This window comes from Pseudoalteromonas sp. SR44-2 (assembly GCF_014163745.1).
In the GTDB taxonomy this organism is placed as follows: Bacteria; Pseudomonadota; Gammaproteobacteria; order Enterobacterales; family Alteromonadaceae; genus Pseudoalteromonas; species Pseudoalteromonas distincta.
In genome coordinates this window covers 18,163-36,953 of record NZ_JACJDW010000036.1, presented here as the reverse complement: position 1 = coordinate 36,953, position 18,791 = coordinate 18,163, and the positions used below count along the sequence as shown (strand labels likewise).

Annotated in this window: 16 protein-coding genes and 1 pseudogene; 13 read left to right on the top strand and 4 right to left on the bottom strand. The window is 38.5% G+C overall.

Translation table 11 applies throughout. The features are described 5' to 3' along the window. The 7 genes and pseudogenes from H5115_RS17250 to H5115_RS17220 form a co-directional block, all read left to right on the top strand. Positions 1-300, top strand: a pseudogene (locus H5115_RS17250) (3-deoxy-8-phosphooctulonate synthase); the annotation flags it as partial. A 121-nt stretch (positions 301-421) separates the two neighbouring features. Further along, complete coding sequence (locus tag H5115_RS17245) at positions 422-1,324, top strand: transcriptional regulator GcvA (protein ID WP_182756496.1); 903 nt, start codon at positions 422-424, stop codon at positions 1,322-1,324. A 2-nt stretch (positions 1,325-1,326) separates the two neighbouring features. Beyond that, complete coding sequence (locus tag H5115_RS17240) at positions 1,327-1,962, top strand: alpha/beta family hydrolase (protein ID WP_182671344.1); 636 nt, start codon at positions 1,327-1,329, stop codon at positions 1,960-1,962. A gap of 19 nt (positions 1,963-1,981) precedes the next feature. Continuing rightward, positions 1,982-2,350, top strand: coding sequence for a DUF423 domain-containing protein (locus tag H5115_RS17235; protein ID WP_024595287.1), 369 nt, complete (start codon positions 1,982-1,984; stop codon positions 2,348-2,350). A 17-nt stretch (positions 2,351-2,367) separates the two neighbouring features. Beyond that, the gene (rlmM, locus tag H5115_RS17230) at positions 2,368-3,453 is read left to right on the top strand and encodes a 23S rRNA (cytidine(2498)-2'-O)-methyltransferase RlmM (protein ID WP_024605425.1); all 1,086 of its coding nucleotides are present in this window, start codon (positions 2,368-2,370) and stop codon (positions 3,451-3,453) included. 16 nt (positions 3,454-3,469) lie between these two features. Then, positions 3,470-6,778, top strand: a complete 3,309-nt coding sequence (locus tag H5115_RS20330) for a PKD domain-containing protein (protein WP_182756494.1) — start codon at positions 3,470-3,472, stop codon at positions 6,776-6,778. Between the two features lies 1 nt (position 6,779). Next, positions 6,780-7,301 (top strand): hypothetical protein, encoded by a 522-nt coding sequence (locus H5115_RS17220; protein ID WP_182756492.1) that lies wholly within the window; start codon positions 6,780-6,782, stop codon positions 7,299-7,301. Between the two features lie 72 nt (positions 7,302-7,373). Here the strand turns inward: H5115_RS17220 and cysZ are convergent, their stop codons facing one another. Then, positions 7,374-8,084, bottom strand: coding sequence for a sulfate transporter CysZ (cysZ, locus tag H5115_RS17215; RefSeq protein ID WP_182671383.1), 711 nt, complete (start codon positions 8,082-8,084; stop codon positions 7,374-7,376). 310 nt (positions 8,085-8,394) lie between these two features. On the opposite strand from cysZ, the gene H5115_RS17210 reads away from it, so the two are divergent. From H5115_RS17210 to speB, 6 genes are all read left to right on the top strand, one after another. Beyond that, the gene (locus tag H5115_RS17210) at positions 8,395-10,647 is read left to right on the top strand and encodes an EAL domain-containing protein (RefSeq protein ID WP_182756490.1); all 2,253 of its coding nucleotides are present in this window, start codon (positions 8,395-8,397) and stop codon (positions 10,645-10,647) included. Positions 10,648-10,854: 207 nt separating this feature from the next. Then, positions 10,855-11,316, top strand: coding sequence for a GNAT family N-acetyltransferase (locus H5115_RS17205; RefSeq protein WP_002958569.1), 462 nt, complete (start codon positions 10,855-10,857; stop codon positions 11,314-11,316). 232 nt (positions 11,317-11,548) lie between these two features. Then, positions 11,549-12,418, top strand: coding sequence for an MYG1 family protein (locus H5115_RS17200; RefSeq protein ID WP_024597468.1), 870 nt, complete (start codon positions 11,549-11,551; stop codon positions 12,416-12,418). A gap of 62 nt (positions 12,419-12,480) precedes the next feature. After that, positions 12,481-12,813, top strand: a complete 333-nt coding sequence (locus tag H5115_RS17195; RefSeq protein WP_182756488.1) for a YnfA family protein — start codon at positions 12,481-12,483, stop codon at positions 12,811-12,813. Between the two features lie 547 nt (positions 12,814-13,360). Beyond that, a complete protein-coding gene (gene speA, locus H5115_RS17190; protein WP_002958572.1) occupies positions 13,361-15,274 on the top strand; it encodes a biosynthetic arginine decarboxylase in 1,914 nt (637 codons plus the stop codon). A gap of 3 nt (positions 15,275-15,277) precedes the next feature. Then, positions 15,278-16,201, top strand: a complete 924-nt coding sequence (gene speB, locus H5115_RS17185; protein ID WP_024597470.1) for an agmatinase — start codon at positions 15,278-15,280, stop codon at positions 16,199-16,201. A gap of 52 nt (positions 16,202-16,253) precedes the next feature. Here the strand turns inward: speB and H5115_RS17180 are convergent, their stop codons facing one another. From H5115_RS17180 to H5115_RS17170, 3 genes are read right to left on the bottom strand one after another with little or no spacing between them, the layout of a single operon-like run. Beyond that, positions 16,254-16,652: a DoxX-like family protein gene (locus tag H5115_RS17180; protein WP_182756486.1), complete on the bottom strand. Its 399-nt coding sequence runs from the start codon at positions 16,650-16,652 to the stop codon at positions 16,254-16,256. After that, complete coding sequence (locus tag H5115_RS17175) at positions 16,639-17,661, bottom strand: M48 family metallopeptidase (protein WP_182756484.1); 1,023 nt, start codon at positions 17,659-17,661, stop codon at positions 16,639-16,641. Before H5115_RS17175 ends, H5115_RS17180 begins: the two co-directional genes overlap by 14 nt. A gap of 9 nt (positions 17,662-17,670) precedes the next feature. Beyond that, a complete protein-coding gene (locus H5115_RS17170) occupies positions 17,671-18,780 on the bottom strand; it encodes a YjgN family protein (protein WP_182756481.1) in 1,110 nt (369 codons plus the stop codon). Positions 18,781-18,791: the final 11 nt, after the last annotated feature.

Here is an 18,791-nt window from a genome sequence, read left to right as displayed (position 1 = left end):
GACATGAAGGCAATGGCACCTGTTATTTTTGATGCAACACATGCGCTACAACGCCCTGGTGGACGAGCTGACTCTGCTGATGGTCGTCGTGCACAAGCTGCAGAGCTTGCGCGCAGTGGTATGGCGTTGGGTATTGCTGGTTTATTTATCGAAGCGCATCCAAATCCTAACGAAGCTAAATGTGATGGCCCATGTGCGCTAGCGCTTAGCAAGTTAGAAGGGTACTTAACGCAAATGAAAGCGGTTGATGATTTAATTAAAAGTTTTGCCCCACTTGATACAAGTGCAAGCGATTTATAATTAAGTATGATGTTTATTAAAAAGCGACTCAGGTCGCTTTTTTTATGCCTTTAATATACACAAACTTATATGATGTATATAATCTCACGCATAAGAAAAACTAATTCTAAGCTTGGTTATTATGTCAAGACGGGTACCTCCATTAAACGCATTAAAAGCCTTTGAAGCGGCTGCGCGCCATTTAAGTTTTACAAAAGCAGCAGAAGAGCTTTATGTAACGCAGGCGGCGGTAAGTCATCAAATAAAAACACTTGAAGAGCATTTAGGTTTGAAGCTGTTTTTACGTAAAAACCGCTCTTTATTATTAACTGAAGAAGGCCAAGGCTATTTTTTAGATATTAAAGAGATTTTTACTCAGCTTATTGATGCAACAGAAAAGCTATTAGCTCGTGGCGCTAAGGGCTCCCTAACGGTAAGCCTAACCCCAAGTTTTGCTATTCAGTGGTTAGTGCCTCGTTTGAGTTTGTTTAATGAGTTACATCCAGAGATAGATGTGCGAATAAAAGCACAAGACCAAGATGAAAACTCACTCACTGATGACGTAGATATTGCTATTTATTATGGAAGGGGTCATTGGAATGGCGTACAAGCGTACAAGCTTCATACCGAATATTTAGTACCACTTTGTAGTCCTATGTTATTAAGCGGGCTAAAGCCGCTTGATCAACCTAGTGATTTAGCGCATCACACACTATTACACGACACTACACGTAAAAACTGGAAAACGTGGATGAAAACAGCAGGCGTGCGCAACGTCCAGGTAAATCAAGGGCCTATATTTAGCCACTCATCTATGGTGTTACAAGCAGCGGTACATGGACAAGGTGTGGCAATTGGCAATAGTGTATTAGCTAAACCCGACATAGATGCAGGGCGTTTGGTAATTCCGTTTAATCATAGCCTAGAGAGTAAAAATGCGTATTACTTAGTGCTTCGTGAGTCGCAAACAGAGCTTGGTAAAATAGTTTCGTTTAAAGAGTGGATGCTGAGCTTAGTAGAGCATGAGCAAGAACATGAGTATTAATAATGATTGAATGGTTTAAAAGCACGGAGCAACCTGCAATAGCACAGTTTATATTTGCACATGGCGCAGGTGCTGGTAGCGATTCTGACTTTATGCAGCACATGGCAAAATTAATAAGCGAGCAGGGTGTTGATGTTGGTTTATTTGATTTTGAATATATGCAAATCGCTAAACAAACTAATAAACGCAGGCCTCCTGAGCGAGCACCAAAGTTACTTACTTATTATGAACGAGTGCTAACGAATGCGCAGCCAGATTTACCGTTATTTATAGGTGGTAAATCGATGGGCGGTCGCATGGCATCAATGCTTGCGTGCAGCACAGAGCAAAGACTTTCGGGTGTTATTGCATTTGGTTATCCATTTCATCCGCCGGGTAAGCCAGAAAAATTACGCACCGATCATTTTGCTGATATTGTTTGCCCTTTTTTAGTATTACAGGGCGAGCGAGATACATTTGGTACACGTGAAGAACTTCTTACTATGAAAATGCCAAAGCAGCCTTTATTTACTTGGCTGAGTGATGGCGATCACTCATTAAAACCACGTAAAAAAAGTGGCGTAACTGAGCTGCAAAATAGAGAAACAGCAGCGTTAAGTGCCGTTGAATTTATTAAGCAACAAATTGAGATACGTTAAGACTTGAGCAGGGGATTAGATGATTAAATTATTTTTAATGACCGGTAGTATTTTTTGTATGCTTTCGGTGATGTTAGGTGCATTTGCTGCCCATGGTTTAAAAAGCCGCTTATCGGAGTATTCATTAGGCGTTTTTAAAACGGCTGCTGAGTATCAAATGGTACATGGACTTGCACTTATTGCGGTGGCTATTTTAATTAAATGGGGCATAAACCTGAGTTGGGCTGGTGGCTTTTTTATAATGGGCACACTACTTTTCAGTGGTAGTTTATATTTACTCGCTCTAACAGGAATGAAGTGGCTTGGGCCTATAACACCGCTTGGTGGGTTGTGCTTTATTATTGGTTGGATTGTTATTTTAGTGCAAGTTGCACGATTTAAGTTTTAAAGAGTTTAAGGGTTAATATGTCTAGTGTTGTGATTTTTTGTCGTAGTGGTTTTGAAAACGATGCCGCTGCTGAAATAACGTTTCATGCTGCAGAGCAAGGTTTTGCAGGGTATGTAAAAGCAAAACCAAATACAGGTTATGTTGTTTACGAATGTTTTGAAGCGCATCACAGCGACGAAATAATCAAAAAAGTTGATTTTAAAAACATGGTGTTTGCACGTCAATGGTTTGCCGGCACATTACTTGAAAACATGCCAGTAGAGGACCGTGTGAGCGCAGTAGTTGAAGCTGCTAAAGATTTTACATTATGCTCAGAACTGCGCGTTGAAACGCCAGACACAAACGAAGGCAAAGAGCTTTTAACGTTCTGTAAAAAAATCTCAACACCGCTTAAAAAAGCCCTCGAAAAACAAAATACTGTACTACGTGAGCCAAAAGCAAATCGCCCAGTAATGCATGTCATGTTTTTAACAAACAATACGGCTTATGTTGGTTACTCGTATAGCTTTAATAATTCTCCATTTTTCATGGGTATTTTGCGCCTTCGTATGCCAAGCGATGCACCGAGTCGCTCAACGTTAAAACTCGATGAAGCATTTAACGTATTTATACCTGAGCAACAACGCGAGTCACGCGTAGCTGCCGGTATGCGCAGTGTTGATTTAGGTGCATGCCCAGGCGGTTGGACTTATCAGCTTGTACGCCGTGGTATGTTTGTAAGTGCGATTGATAACGGCCCAATGAATGACGATTTAATGCAAACTGGGCAAGTTAAACATTTTAGAGCCGACGGTTTTAAATATCGCCCAGAAAAAAGAAATATTACTTGGTTAGTGTGCGATATGGTGGAAAAACCGACCAAAGTGACTACGCTAATGATTGACTGGGCAGTAAATGCATACGCAAAAGAGTTTATATTTAACTTAAAGCTGCCTATGAAAAAACGCTTTGATAGTGTTTATGAATGTCTTTCGATGATCAGAAAAGAGCTTGAGAAACAAGGTATCAATTACGAGTTGCAAGCTAAACATCTATATCATGATCGTGAGGAAATAACCGTTCATTTAAACGTTACTAAGGTGCCACAAAATTTGTATAGTTAATATGTAGAGGCTAAAAGTGGTAAAAAACAATATTAATAAATGGCTAAGTTTACTTTTTTTATCACTTTTAATCACAGGTTGTGGCGGGGGAGGCGAAAGTAGTGATACAACTACGCCCTCTGGTAACGCTGCGCCCAGTGTTACGCTTTCGGTTAGCAGTAACGTTATTACTTCTAATCAATCATTTACTATTACAGCGCTTGCAAGTGATAGCGACGGACAAATTGTCAGCTATCAATGGCAACAACTTAGCGGGCCCGAGTTTACGTTTACCTCTAACGGTAACACGCTTACAGCCACTGCACCTAGTGTAACAACCGATACGACCTTTAGCTTTTCGGTTACAGTTACTGACAACTCAGGTGCTACTGCACAACAAGTTTTTTCAGGCACTATCACCTCTCAAAATAATGCTCCTACAGTTAATATAACAGGCCCAAGTAGTGCACTTGCCAGCACACAAGTTAGTTTAGTTGCTAACGCTCAAGATACAGATGGCACTATAAGTAATATTAATTGGATTCAGTCTGCTGGGGACAATGTTGAGTTTTCACAAACTGATGGAGTCCTTAGTTTTACCGCCCCTAATGTATCTGAAAATACAACACTAGGTTTTAGCGTAACCGTAACTGACAATGCAGGTAAAAGCGCTCAAGCGAGTAAAACGGTTTTAATTAATCAAGTAAATAGCGCGCCAACAGTCATTGTTACAGGCCCTGAAGAAGCTGAAAAAGGTGACAGTGTAACCTTAGTTGCAGATGCACAAGACAGCGATGGTAGTATTAATAGCATAACTTGGCAGCAAATAAGTGGTCCTGTAGTTGAACTTACTCAAATACAAACAAGCATTAGCTTTAATGCGCCCACTGTTGCACAAAATACCAATGTTACATTTGTGGTTACTGTAACCGATGACGATAACGCTACAAATAGCGCTCAAAAAACAGTTGTAGTATTAACACCAAACAATCCACCAGCTGCAGATGATGTAAGTATTAGCGTGCAATATAATCAAGCCACAGAATTTAGTTTAGTAGTTAGCGATGCCGATAACGATACCGTTCAGATTGATTTTGGTGATGATTTAAATGGTGCACAAATTAGTGTTATTGATGCACAAGCCTTACTTTTTAGCTACACACCTCCTGCAAACAGTATCACTTCACAAAGCTATACGTTAACTGCGTCTGATTCAAAAGACACAACCGAATTTACCCTGAATATTACTGTGGTTGATTCAACGCCCGCTACAATTAGTAATGTAACACCCCAAAGTAATAATGACCCAGTTCTTGTAGATAGCCCTGTTAGTATTACATTTTCAGATATTATGCTAACGAGCACTTTAGCAGTTAATTCTAGTAGTGGTGCTTGTACAGGAGGCGTACAAGTGTCAGCAGATGATTTTACTACTTGCTTGGCCTTAAATATTGAAAGTTTGTCGGGTACTACTAGTGACACAAGTACCTATTTTCATACTGTAAATGTAAGCGCAAGCCTTAATGAAGATACCCAATATATTGTCCGTGTTACAGCTGATTTAACTAATTTTGATGATACGGCCATTGAAACGCAAACAGCTACTTTTTTTACTACCTCTAGCCAAGATATAAAAATAACTGAAGTTTCTTCTGTGCAATTTAGTAACGACCTACCTTGGATTGAAATTTATAACGGCACAGGGGCTGCTGTAAACTTACAGAGTTATTCGCTTAAAACCCGCAGTATTAATATGGTTAATAGCTCGACTAGTGCAGAGACAACTTTTTCACTGCCCAATAAAGAGCTTGAAAATGGTGAGTACCTTATTTTACAAAGTAAGTTTGGAGATGATTTTTTAGCAAATGCGTCAGTTAACAACCCTAAAATAGCGCTTGTGGGTAATGCTAGTGATGAAATTAGACCTTATTGGTACATAAACGGTTTTGTAGAATTACTTAATAGTGCAGGTACACAAACAATCGACTTTGTAAAATTTGGTAACTCAGTACAAGAACCAGTAACGCCATCACAATGGCAAGGTGGTAACGCAGAGCAAATCATCTCCGAGCAAGGAGGCAGCTTAAAGCGCGATCTTAATGCGAAAGACACTAATCAAAGTACTGATTGGAGTTATTCTGTGTTTAACACACCCGCTGGGCCAAACAATATAAATTGCACAATAGATGATGATGAGGATGGTATTCCTGATTGCGCTGAGCAACAGGGGACAACATTCGCGGGTTTACCACTTTATGAGTGGGGGGCGCGTACCGCACAAAAAGATATATTTATTGAAGTTGATTATATGGACAGCAGTGATGTAGGTATTACTCCACATCGAACAGCACTTGAAAAAGTAGCCACTGTTTTTGCAGAAAAAGGCTATACAGTCCACTTTGACGTAGGTGATTTGTTTGATCAAAATACAAATACAGCACCGCAAAACTTTGATTTAGGTGGCGGAAATCTTGTCCCTTTTAATAGCTATACCCCGTTTGAATACGATTTAAGTAGCCCTAATTTATTTGCTTATAAAATGGAATATAGCGATATAACTCGCAGGCCCATTTTCCATTATTTATTAATGGCAAGTAGTGGTAACGAAGACGGTAGTATTAGTGGTTCGGGTATAGCTGAGATAAGCGGTAATGATTTAATGGTAACTATGGGGGGCTGGGGTCTAACGCTTGATACGCAAGTAGCAACCAATGTAACTTATAATTATCAAGCATCAACAATATTTCATGAGTTAGGTCATAACTTAGGTTTATACCATGGCGGTGATGAAGAAGTTAATTTTAAGCCTAATCATTTAAGCTCTATGAATTATTTATATCAATTAGCGGGTTTATCAACAATAGGTAATAACGAAGGCGATCGCTACTATGAGCGTTTTTACCCAGGCAATGCTAGTTGTGATATTGCACCAAATACTAATAGTCATTTAGGCTCTACGGATGATTTTATTATTGATTATTCAAATGGTAGTTCAGCAGATTTAAATGAAAGCACCATACTTGAAGTACAGGGGTTAAATAGAAATAGCTCACTACCAGTTGATTTTAATTGTAATGCAATTAACACCGAAAGCTTAACCGGCTTTGATACTAACCAAGATAATACAATATCAGTACTGAGTGATGTAGATGAGTGGAGCATGCTTAATTTACAGTTTTATATGCAAAGTGCAGGTAATCGATTTGGCGTGCCAAATACAAATAACAGTAAGGTGCATAATTTACAAAGCTCGCCTGCTAATATTGAAACGCTGCCCAGTTATATAAAAGAAGCACAGCCAAGTAGTGCAATTATTGCTGAGTTAAAAGCAATTAAAGAGCAATAGTATGAAGCCAATGCTAAGCACTAAGTTTATTATCTTGAGTAGTTTTTTTAGCTTACTAATAGCGTGTAGCGATACTAACAATGCACGTGAGTGGTTACTAAAAAATGATAATTTGTATTATAAAAATACAGCTGTTGACTGGCGAATTGAATCAGTAAAGGGCTGTAATACATGCGTTATAAGCCAAGATGTTGTTTATCAGCCTGAAGGTATTAGTCGTTATAATACGTTAATGCAGAGCCAGAATTGGGTCGCGGTACATGAACTAAGTAAAATCAATGTCATTCGTTTAAAGATGCCAGACCAAACACCTTATTTATACGTAGAGCGTGTAAAAGGTCAAATACTAAAGCTGTTTGATCAGCATCAAAACTACAGTATAAAAATTGGTGAAGTTACAGCCGTTAATATTAATAATCAGCGCTTTAGTATTTTGATTAAAAAATTTGAAGAAGTAGATAAACAAAGCGATGCATTACCAAGGCGTGCATCGCTTGAGTTTATTGCTTTAAAAATAGATTAAAAAGCACCTTAGGTGCTTTTTAATCTAGAATGCGGTGTCCTTCGGATATTGAAAAAGTTAGCAACCTTTTAATTAACTGCGATATTTTGGACGATAGTTATCTACCCATAAACGTGTTGCGCCGCACACTGCGACTGGCATAACTATTAAGTTTATAAAAGGGATAGCAGTTAACAACATAACAGCAAAACCAAATCCGTATGACAAACCTTGCTTAGATTTTAAATCGTCTTTCATTTGCTTAAAGTCAATTTTATGATTATCAAACGCATAGTCTTCGTATTGGACTGCGTACATCCAACAAGTAAATAACACCCATAATATTTGGCCAATGACCGGTAAAACCCATAACAATATAAAAAAGCCAATTGCGCGAGGAAGGTAGTAGCATAGTTTTGTCCACTCACGGGCAAGCATGCGAGGTATATCTTTAACTAGTTCGGCAAAGCCGTCATCGTTAATTTTTTGACCTGTTAGGTAAAGCTCAACTTTTTCACTCAAGAGCGCATTGAAAGGGGCTGCAATAAAATTAGTGATAACTGTAAAGAGCATACTATAGCTAAACAAAACAACTAATACAGCAATAGGCCACATTAGCCACTCTAACCAGCTTAACCACTCGGGGAGCATGTTGTTTATGTAGCTAAAACTATCACTTAACCAGCCAACTAAAAAAAACAGCGAGCTACCAAACAGCAAAATATTAATTAATAGCGGAATAAGGACAAAACGCTTTAGCCCTTTTTGGCTAATTAATTTAAACCCCGAAAAAAAGTATTCCATACCTTGTGTGATCTGCACTGTAACCTCAAAAAATATTTACCATTACTTATAGTATAAATAGCTTAAAAATTTTGAACAGTACTTTTAAGTAACAAAGTGTTAGCTTTAATATTGTGGTTTTGTTTATATAGTAACAATAGGTGTTCAGTAATATGCAACTATGATTATTTAAGACAGGCCCGATTATTTTTTGCCAATAAAATAAAAAACTTACTAATCATGACTATACTGAACTTTACTGCGTAAGAAAAAAGCGCTTGATTAAAGCTTTTGTTGTTTCAATGTGTATAAAAAATACGGGTAAAGGAAAATGGGTACGGATAGGTTAAAAAAGTTATTATCTCACCAGCAAGGCATTTTATCTAAAATTGCATTAGGGGTACCTTTAAGTGAGGTGCTTACTGAAATTTGTTCATCAATCGAGCAGATTATTGATGATGAATCCGCTAGGTGTTCAATCTTATCAGTTAAAGGCCAGCAGCTTTTTCATTGCGCAGCTCCTAATATTCATCCAGAGTACTGTAGTTTGCTTAATGGAGTCTATATAGGGCCAAAAGTGGGCTCATGTGGTACTACTGCATTTTCGAAATCGCGCACTATTGTTGAAAATATCGAAACTTCACCGCTGTGGGAAGACTTTAAAGACTTAGCACTAAAGTTTGGTCTTAAGTCATGTTGGTCAACGCCTATTTTCTCAACTCAAGCCGATTTATTAGGCACCTTTGCTATCTATCACAGCACTCCTAAATCACCATCAAAGCAAGATTTAGAGTTAATCGATTTTTTTGTGCACTTTTCTAGTATCGCTCTTGAAAAAAGTAACGAATTTAACAAAGCAAAACAGCTTCTCGCGAATTTACAGCAAAGTAATGAAAAGTTTAAAGCCTTCACTAAGGTAATGCCCGATCTCATCCTTATTTTAAGTGAAGAGGGAATTTATACCGATGTGTATGGTACTTCTAATGAGTTACTGCTTGATTCAAGCAAGGACCTTATTGGTCAGAGTGTTAAGGACCTGCTCTCCCAAGACGATGCACAAATGATAATGGACGTTATTAAAAAAACACTCTCGACTAACGAGACGCAAATTTTTGAATATGAATTAGCTGTACCAAAGGGGAATATAGTTTTTGAAGGCAGGGCTGCTGCATTAGATCATTACCACCCCAATAGTCCTACAAAAAGGCACGTAGTATGGATGGCCAGAGATATTTCAATAAAGAAAAAGGCCGAACAAGAAGTACATAAGCTTGCCTTTTATGACCCATTAACGAATCTTCCAAATAGAAGAATGCTTAGCGACAAATTAAGCATGTGTGTGGAGAGTGTTAAGCGTGATAAAAATATAGGGGCGTTATTATTTTTAGACCTAGATAATTTTAAGCGTATTAATGATTCACTTGGGCACAGTGCGGGTGATGAAGTACTTGTGGAATTATCAAAAAGGTTAAGCGCAATAATAAAAGGATCTGATACGTTGGCCAGAGCGGGTGGCGATGAGTTTATTATTTTACTAAAACACGTTGGAGAAAATACACAGCAGGCGAGCATCGAGTGCAAAATAGTAGCCAAAGAGATCCAAAGAGCTTTTCATGATAAATTTGAAGTGGGCAACCTTGCATTTCAAGTAAGCTGCAGCATAGGTATTTGTCTAATTGATAGCGTAAATGCGCAGGCAGGCAATATATTAAAATTTGCAGACACGGCTATGTATCGTTCTAAAAATAAAGGGGGGAATAGCAGTAGCTTTTACGATCCAGCCTTACAAACACTGCTTGAAAAACAAGCCGAACTAGAAACAGATATAGTCAGAGCGATTGCATCTGATGAGTTTTGTGCTTATTTTCAGCCTCAGGTAAATACGTATGGTGATGTTATTGGTGCTGAAGCACTCATTAGGTGGAACCATCCTCAAAAAGGGTTAATAGCGGCAAACGAATTTATACCAATTGCAGAGCAATACGGGCTTATTCAAAAACTACAAAATATTGTTTTACATGATATATGTATTTTAATAAACGAACTTAAAGCAGATAACATAATTGACGACTCGTTTAGTGTTTCAATTAATATTAGCCAAAGCCAGTTTAATTCATCAAATTTAAAAGGAGAGCTGTTTAGCACTATCAATAAATTTGATATTCGAGCGCAGCAAATTAAGTTAGAAATAACTGAGTCAATGCTCTCAAGCGATATAGATTATACAATTAGACAAATGAAAGAACTCATTGCCGCTGGCTTTTTATTTTCGATTGATGATTTTGGAACCGGTTACTCCTGCTTAGCGTACTTAAGTGCGTTTCCTGTTAAAGAATTAAAAATAGATAAAAGCTTTATTGATAAAATTTTAGATAGCACGGTTGGCTTTAATATTGCGCAAACAATTATCAGCCTAGGAAAAAGCTTAAACTTAGAGGTAGTTGCTGAGGGCGTAGAAACAACAGAACAATATGACTTACTTAAAAAAATGAATATTGACGCCATGCAAGGCTACTTAATTGCAAGGCCGATGGATAAAGAAGGCTATGCAAAATGGCATAGCGCTAATACTAATGCGCAATAATACTTGAACACTACTATTTATTAATTAGTAATAATTTAGCAAAATTTACACACTTGCTAGGCCACTTTTGCTCTTTTAGCTGGTGAAATGTCATAACCCATATGCTAAATAAGGAGTAAAGATTTTTTAATTAAACAATGCTAAGCTATGACCGCTTAAATATATTATTTAAAGCTTAATAAACTTATAACAATGAATGGAAGCTTTATGCAGTTAGTCGATTTGAACCCGAATGATCCCGACGTGGTAAATGTATTTGATGATATAGACCGACTTATAAATTCTTTATATCCTGTGGCTACCGCACAGTCTCTGGAGTTAAACGAATTAACCTTACCTAATGTGTACGCTATTGGTTTAAAAACTGAAGAAGGTATTATTGCCTGCGGTGCGATTGTAGAGAAATTTGATACCCAGCCTTACGGCGAAATAAGACGTTTATATGTAAAACCAAGTCATCGTGGTAAAGGGCTATCAAGACGTATTATGCAGATTTTATTGCATCAAGCTGGCGAAAAACAAATCCCGTTAATACGCTTAGAAACAGGCCCAAAACAAATAAAATCAATCAATTTATATGAAAATTTAGGCTTTAAACGCTGTAGCAGTTTTGGCTCATATGTAGATAATCCACAAAGTGTTTTTATGGAATTAGGGCTTAGTAAATAAGTTCATTAACGCTGCGACATGTTAAAGCTTAATGTGTCGTAAATATCTGCCTTCATTATTATCTTGTAATAAAAGTCATACTCAAACTAGTAACTATAAAAGCAGCTTTTATAGTGATGCAAAAATACTTCACTGTTTTTAACACCTGTCTTCGTATAAAATCTGCCTCGATAATTAGTGACTAACTTACAAAGCGAGAATTTTTATCTTTTCTAAAAGTAGCAATAAACAAATGAGCGAAATAACAGTAGTAACCCACAATGGTAATTTTCATGCAGATGACGTTTTTAGTATTGCGGTACTTAAACATGTTTTGCCAACGTTTAAATTGGTACGCACACGCGATAAAGCGCTTATAGAAAGTGCCGACTACGTAATAGATGTAGGTGGGGAATACGACCCTGAAACTAATCGCTTTGATCATCATCAACGTGGTGGTGCAGGCGAGCGAGAAAATGGCATTCCTTTTTCATCATTTGGTTTAGTGTGGAAAAAATACGGCTTAGCACTGTGTGATGATAACCAGGCCGTTGCTGATAGAGTGGATTCAGGCTTAGTTTCAACTATTGACGCCATTGATTGTGGTCATGTTGAAGGTGTATCGAAAGGGATAAGCTTGAGCCAAACAATTTCAATGTTTAACCCTACATGGGAAGAAGAAAGTAACTTTGATACCTGCTTTGATGAAGCCGTTGAATTTGCAGCACGTATGCTCATTCGTTTTATCGCCTCAGCTCACGGTAGTGTTAATGCAAAAGAGATTGTCGCCAAAGCAATTGAAAATGCAGAAGATGCTAGAGTAATCGTGCTTGAAAAGTACACACCGTGGAAAAAAACAGTGCATATTTTATCAAGTGAGGCGCTATACATGGTTTACCCATCGCATTCTGGGCAATGGATATTACAAACAGTACCCGTTGAGCCTGGCTCGTTTGAAGATAGAAAACCGCTTCCTAAAGCGTGGTCTGGTTTATCTGATCAAGCGTTTGTAGATGAAACAGGTATTGCCGATGCCGTGTTCTGTCACAACGGTTTATTTATAGCGGGCACTAAGTCGTTTGAAAGTACAATGAAACTTGCCACTATGGCGCTTAGCGAATAACAACGCACTAAGCATAACAATTTATATAGATTGTTATGCTTGTTATTTTTGCGCGGAGCATTATGTTTGAATTAAAAACAATCGCACTTTTTATTATTACAGCCTTAGCTGAAATAGTGGGGTGCTATTTGCCCTACCTTTGGCTAAAACAAGATAAAAGCATTTTACTTTTAATTCCTGCAGCGTTAAGTTTGGCACTATTTGCATGGATGCTATCTTTACACCCTACTGCAGCAGGGCGGGTATATGCAGCTTATGGCGGCGTATATATTTGTGTTGCGCTATTATGGTTATGGGTTGTAGATGGCGTAAAGCTTACTATGTGGGATATTATTGGTGGTTTAGTTGCACTGCTAGGTATGGCTATAATTATGTTCGCCCCAAAAAGTGCATAGCTAGCTTATACTCAATTAATCGAATTCGCTTATACACTACTGCAATTTCCTACTTTCAATACCACAGGCAATACCTAACGCTACATATGCGCCAAGTCATGATTGAAGCTGGTGGATGTATGCTAAACGTTTTTGACGTGCAGTTTTTATTCACTTTGCAGAATACATAGGTATTACTTGGTCACAACACGCAGCCTCAACTGTGAGTAATTGAGGTGTTGAGAACGTCTTGCTCTAATCCATCAAAAGTAAATTTTATAAACAAAGTAACTCAAGATGAATTTTATTGAATGAGCTAATTCATTTTTGCTAATAAAATTTATAATGAGTCATTTAAAAACAGCCATTTTTTATAACTTTTCTTATCTTTAAAAATCATCAAAGTCCTGTTTTATATATGCTAGCGGGCAATAGTTGTTTGGTTATTTTTTTAACATCAAAAATCACTCGTTACGAGTAAAAATACTTGTTGGACTTGAATCTCTATTTTTCTTTTAATGCGCGGCACTAGCCGAGTCGGCATTAATTAAATAAAAGAGAAAGATAAATGAAAGAGACAACATCACTAGAACAAGCTCGTACGAGCTACAATGTTCGTCATTGGAGCCAAGGTTTTTTTGGTATTAATGATCAAGGTGATGTGTATGTTGCGCCCAAGGCTCATGCCCCAGAGCAAACCATTGCACTAACAGATATCGCAAAGCAACTACAAGATAAAGGTTTAAGCTTACCTGCCTTAGTTCGTTTTCCGCAAATTTTACACCATCGTGTACACAGCTTATGCGGCGCATTTAATACTGCGATTGAAAACTATGGTTACCCTAAAGACTACCTATTAGTTTACCCAATAAAAGTAAACCAACAACGTGAAGTGGTTGAAGAAATAGTAGCAAGCCAAGCACAAGTAGAAAAAAAGCAACTTGGTTTAGAAGCCGGCAGCAAGCCTGAATTACTAACGGTACTAGCACTGGCTGAAAAAACCAGCGCTGTTATTGTATGTAATGGCTACAAAGATAAAGAATACGTACGTTTAGCACTTATTGGCGAAAAGCTAGGTCATAAAGTGTATATCGTACTTGAAAAGCTTTCTGAGCTAGACATGGTCCTTAGCCAAGCAAAAGAGCTTAACGTAAAACCACGCATTGGTATTCGTGTACGTTTAGCGTCGCAAGGTAAAGGTAAGTGGCAAGCGAGTGGCGGCGAAAAATCAAAATTTGGTTTATCTGCATCGCAAGTTTTACATGTAGTTAATCGTTTAAAAGGCGCAAACCAGCTTGATTTATTGCAGCTTGTGCATTTTCACTTAGGGTCACAAATGGCGAACATTCGTGACGTACGTTTAGGTGTAAGCGAAGCTGCGCGTTTTTACTGTGAGCTACGTAAACTAGGCGCAGAAATTGATTGCCTTGATGTAGGTGGCGGTTTAGCTGTTGATTACGACGGCACGCGTAGCCAGTCGCATAACTCTATGAATTACAGCTTAGCTGAATATGCGAATAACATTGTGTACACCATTGGTGATACATGTAAGCAATATGAGCAACCAATGCCGACTATTATTTCTGAGTCGGGTCGTGCGCTTACGGCGCATCATGCTGTGCTTATTTCTAATGTTATTGGTACTGAAAGTTACACGCCAGAAGAGTTAGTAGCGCCAGCGGCAGATGCACCCCTGTTATTAAAAAACATGTGGGCATCGTTTGTACAGTTAACTGATTTAACGGATGACCGTGCATTAATTGAGATTTATCACGACAGCCAAGGTGATTTAGCTGAAGCGCATAACCAATTTGCACTCGGGTTACTTGATTTATCGCAACGTGCATGGGCTGAGCAAATTAATATTCGTATTTGTTATGAACTCAACAAGCACATGGATAATAAAAACCGTTTTCATCGTCCGATTATTGACGAGTTAAACGTACGTTTAGCCGATAAGTTTTTTGTAAACTTCTCGTTATTTCAATCCCTTCCAGATGCATGGGGCATTGATCAAGTGTTTCCGGTATTGCCATTAAGTGGCTTAACTGAAGCACCAAAAAAACGTGCCGTATTACTTGATATAACCTGTGATTCAGATGGCGCACTTGAGCATTACGTAGATGGACAAGGTATTGAAAGCACACTACCAGTGCCAGAGTTTAGTGCTGATAAACCTTATTTAATGGGCTTTTTCTTAGTGGGTGCTTATCAAGAAATTTTAGGTGATATGCATAACTTGTTTGGCGATACGCACAGCGCAATTGTTAATATGGATGAGCAAGGCGTTGCAAGTATTACCGAGATAAACCAAGGTGACACTGTTGCCGATATGATGCGCTATGTACATTTAGATGTTGAAAGTTTTCAGCAATCATACGAGCAGTTAGTAAGCACTAAAATTGAAAAACACGAACAGCAAAGCGTTTTAGACGAGTTGCAAAGCGGCCTTGATGGCTACACTTATTTAGAAGAGTTATAAGCAATGTCGACTTTGTTTGGTCACGCAGATCACTCATTGTACTCAAATGGGATGACGTTTTTACGTCGTCCTATGGTGCAAAACATTAATGCAATTGATGCAGACGTAGTGGTTTTAGGCTTACCATTTGATTTAGCGACCTCGGGCCGCCCTGGTGCGCGCTTAGGCCCTGATGCAATTCGTCGTGCATCGGTTCATTTAGCATGGGAAGACACTAAATACCCGTGGACTTTCCCGTTGTTTGAGCGCTTAAAAGTGGCAGATGCAGGGGACTTTACTTACCCTGTTGGCGATCCTGAGTATTTTACTGCGCAACTAGAAATGGCTGCTGATCAAATACTTCGCCAAGGTAAAACACTATTAGGTTTAGGGGGCGATCACTTTGTAACGCTTCCGCTATTACGTGCTCATGCAAAAATACATGGCAAAATGGCGCTGGTACATTTTGATGCGCACACCGATACTTATAGCAATGGCTCGCGATTTGATCACGGCACTATGTTTTATCATGCACCAATGGAAGGGCTGATTGATGTTGAGCACAGTATACAAATAGGTATTCGTACCGACTTTGATCAAAGTAAACATGAGTTTGCTGTGATTGATGCAATGCAAGCCAACGATTTACATGCTAATGATATTGCAGCGCAAATACTTGAGCGAGTAGGTGACCTACCTGTTTACTTAACGTTTGATATAGATTGTTTAGACCCTGCGTTTGCGCCTGGTACAGGCACTCCTGTGTGTGGTGGTTTAACGTCAGATAAAGTACTTAAAGTACTGCGTGCGCTAAAAGGCATAAACATGGTGGGTATGGATGTGGTAGAAGTATCACCTTCGTACGACCAAAGTGAGCTTACCGCTATTGCTGCAGCAACCATTGCGAGCGAATTACTGCATTTGTGGACGCATAAAAATAAGTACTAATTTTATAAATTTTGTACCACAAAAGGGTATGCATTTGCATACCCTTTTCTATTTAGATATATCGATTATTCAACTGCTTAATTTCTTTTAACCAAATAACGCTTAGCCCAATAAGCGGCAGGTTAGTAGTTACAGGGTTAAATGCTTCAATAAGCAATTGTGGCTGCATTACAACTACAGCAAGTAAAAGCCCCATAAGCGCCAATATATTTAAAGCTACCAAATGCTTATGTTTATAAAACACAAATAAACACACGCCAAATATAATTTCGCCGACTCCAGCTGAACGTGTAATTAAATCAGACACTTCGGCTGAAAAACCAGCACTGCCAGTCATTAATTTTTCAAGTGGTGCTACGTGATAAAGCTTTGGGAAAAAGCCGTGATATATCCAACTTAAACTCACTATGTAGCGAGCAAGTTGAATATAACCGCGATTATTTCCTAGCATTGTCAATACGCTCTTGTGCACTTGGGTGGCTAGACAAGTACTCTAAAAAGTCATTTACTTTTTCTAGGTGTTCGTTTTCGCTGGTATGGCTTTCTTGCAGCGCTTCTATTGCATCAGCAAAATCATTACTCGAATACCCAAGTGACTCTAATTGAGTGAGTGCAAAGCTATCTGCCTCGCGTTCCATATCTCGTGAAAACCCTTGCTGAGAAAACGATGCACCCGTACCTAATGCAACCTCTGCAACCCCTTCTAAATCACCAAATACAACCGCTAGTACAATCGTACTTGCGGCAGATTGTGCTGTAATACGTACGCTATGCTGGTGGACTACATGGCCCATTTCGTGTAGCAATACCGCTTTTAGTGCATTGGGTTTATCGGCAAGTAAATTTGCTAAATCATCGGTTACCACAATACGACCATGGGGTAGTGCAAACGCGTTAGCACCAAAGCTGTCTGATTTATAAAACGATAACCTATAAACCGATTGATCAAGCGATAACGCATTAAGCATACTTGTAAAATGTGCTTGTACTTTAGTTTGCTGCTCTGCGGGCAGCTCACTTGGGTCAAGCGCAATCTTTTTAATTAGTGTAAAACTTTGCTCCCCCATTTGTTCCACAACATTACGTGGCAGGGTATCAACACTATAAACAGCAATGGCCGGTACCGCTTTATAAAGTACTAACCACATAAAAAGCGGTGTAAATATTACTGCGGCTAAAATTGCCCATTTACTTTTTTCAAGGCGCTCCATTACGTGATGGTTATTTTCTTTAAATGGCCATCTGTAACTTACGTCTTGAGGGATAAAACGACTGCCATCTTCAAAGTTTAATTCGTCGGCAAGTCCTGCCATCCCTGAACTTAATTTTAGACTTGAGATTGCGTGGCGAGCTATAACGTGTTCATCGTTAATAACGTCAATGTGTGTGTCGCTAATAGTTGCAACACACACTTGATAGTTACTCGATGCGATGGGGAAAAAATGTCCCTTTACATGCATAGTGAGCTCTTAAGTTAAAGAAAGGTCAATATCAAATACGTTTGCAGCTTCTTCAGCAAATGATGATTGCTGCTCTTGCACGGTATCGATTAGGTTTAATGCACCAGGATAAATAGTGACGTTAGTTACATCAGCGAGCATTTTTGATGTACGTACTTTTGTCCATGGGTATGCAAGCCCTAAAGAAAATACAATAGCCAACATATTAGTTAATAGTAAAACAGCGAAAGGAATTGGTTTTAGCTCTGATTTAAATGTAGCAACGCCTTCAAAATGGCTGTTATCAAAAATGTGATTTCTAATGGCGGCGTGCCATACAGCAGAAACAATGGCAATCATTAGCACATAGGCGATCATCATAAAGATAGGAAGCATAACCATAGCTGCAGAGTTTTCTAAATTTTGTTGGTTTTCAATATCTACTAAGTTGAGGCCAAATAACCCTAAAATCCCCATAAATACCACCATGGTGATAGAGCTCACTACAAAGCAAATAAGCGCTGTTAAGTAATAGGTTTCGCCTTTAAGATTTACAGTAAGCGGTTTGTCACCATAACTAATATTGCTATGGATATAGCTATCAATACGTTTTATAACGTAAGGCATTAATAAATAAAGCGTAAATATGCTGGCAATAGGTAAAAGTATAAAGTTAACAAAGGCTTCGCCATAGCTGCCTTTAAAAGCAAAGCGAACATTACGATGGCGGGTCATGCGCAGATTAAAACGTAAACCTTGGTTAATAATCCATGGCATTAAAAAGATAAAACCAAGAGCAATAAATAGGCCTAAAATAGGCATAAAGCTAATTGAGAATGTGTAAATAAAAAATACAACAACCGCTAAAATCCGACCTTTTAAAATTTGTATTGGTGTTGCCAGGTAGTCAAAACTATGGCCATCTATACGGGTGTGGCCGTAAAAATAGCGATGCGTACGTACTTTAGCCCACGCCGAATATATGCCAAGCGTAATAACGCTAAGTAATATATTTACAATCCAAATTCCAAAAAACTCACCACCTTTACCACTAAATTGCACTTTTCCGCTAAAAATTGGTTCAGCAGGTTCATTTATTGGTGGGGTTGTTTCAGATGGGGTAGGGTGTATTGATTCCATTAAATTATATC

Bases quoted from the DNA above. Each gene is read 5' to 3' on its own strand.
- H5115_RS17245 (WP_182756496.1), top strand. From the start codon at position 422: ATGTCAAGACGGGTACCTCCATTAAACGCATTAAAAGCCTTTGAAGCG.
- H5115_RS17240 (WP_182671344.1), top strand. From the start codon at position 1,327: ATGATTGAATGGTTTAAAAGCACGGAGCAACCTGCAATAGCACAGTTT.
- H5115_RS17235 (WP_024595287.1), top strand. From the start codon at position 1,982: ATGATTAAATTATTTTTAATGACCGGTAGTATTTTTTGTATGCTTTCG.
- rlmM (WP_024605425.1), top strand. From the start codon at position 2,368: ATGTCTAGTGTTGTGATTTTTTGTCGTAGTGGTTTTGAAAACGATGCC.
- H5115_RS17220 (WP_182756492.1), top strand. From the start codon at position 6,780: ATGAAGCCAATGCTAAGCACTAAGTTTATTATCTTGAGTAGTTTTTTT.
- cysZ (WP_182671383.1), bottom strand. From the start codon at position 8,084: ATGGAATACTTTTTTTCGGGGTTTAAATTAATTAGCCAAAAAGGGCTA.
- H5115_RS17210 (WP_182756490.1), top strand. From the start codon at position 8,395: ATGGGTACGGATAGGTTAAAAAAGTTATTATCTCACCAGCAAGGCATT.
- H5115_RS17205 (WP_002958569.1), top strand. From the start codon at position 10,855: ATGCAGTTAGTCGATTTGAACCCGAATGATCCCGACGTGGTAAATGTA.
- H5115_RS17200 (WP_024597468.1), top strand. From the start codon at position 11,549: ATGAGCGAAATAACAGTAGTAACCCACAATGGTAATTTTCATGCAGAT.
- H5115_RS17195 (WP_182756488.1), top strand. From the start codon at position 12,481: ATGTTTGAATTAAAAACAATCGCACTTTTTATTATTACAGCCTTAGCT.
- speA (WP_002958572.1), top strand. From the start codon at position 13,361: ATGAAAGAGACAACATCACTAGAACAAGCTCGTACGAGCTACAATGTT.
- speB (WP_024597470.1), top strand. From the start codon at position 15,278: ATGTCGACTTTGTTTGGTCACGCAGATCACTCATTGTACTCAAATGGG.
- H5115_RS17180 (WP_182756486.1), bottom strand. From the start codon at position 16,652: ATGCTAGGAAATAATCGCGGTTATATTCAACTTGCTCGCTACATAGTG.
- H5115_RS17175 (WP_182756484.1), bottom strand. From the start codon at position 17,661: ATGCATGTAAAGGGACATTTTTTCCCCATCGCATCGAGTAACTATCAA.
- H5115_RS17170 (WP_182756481.1), bottom strand. From the start codon at position 18,780: ATGGAATCAATACACCCTACCCCATCTGAAACAACCCCACCAATAAAT.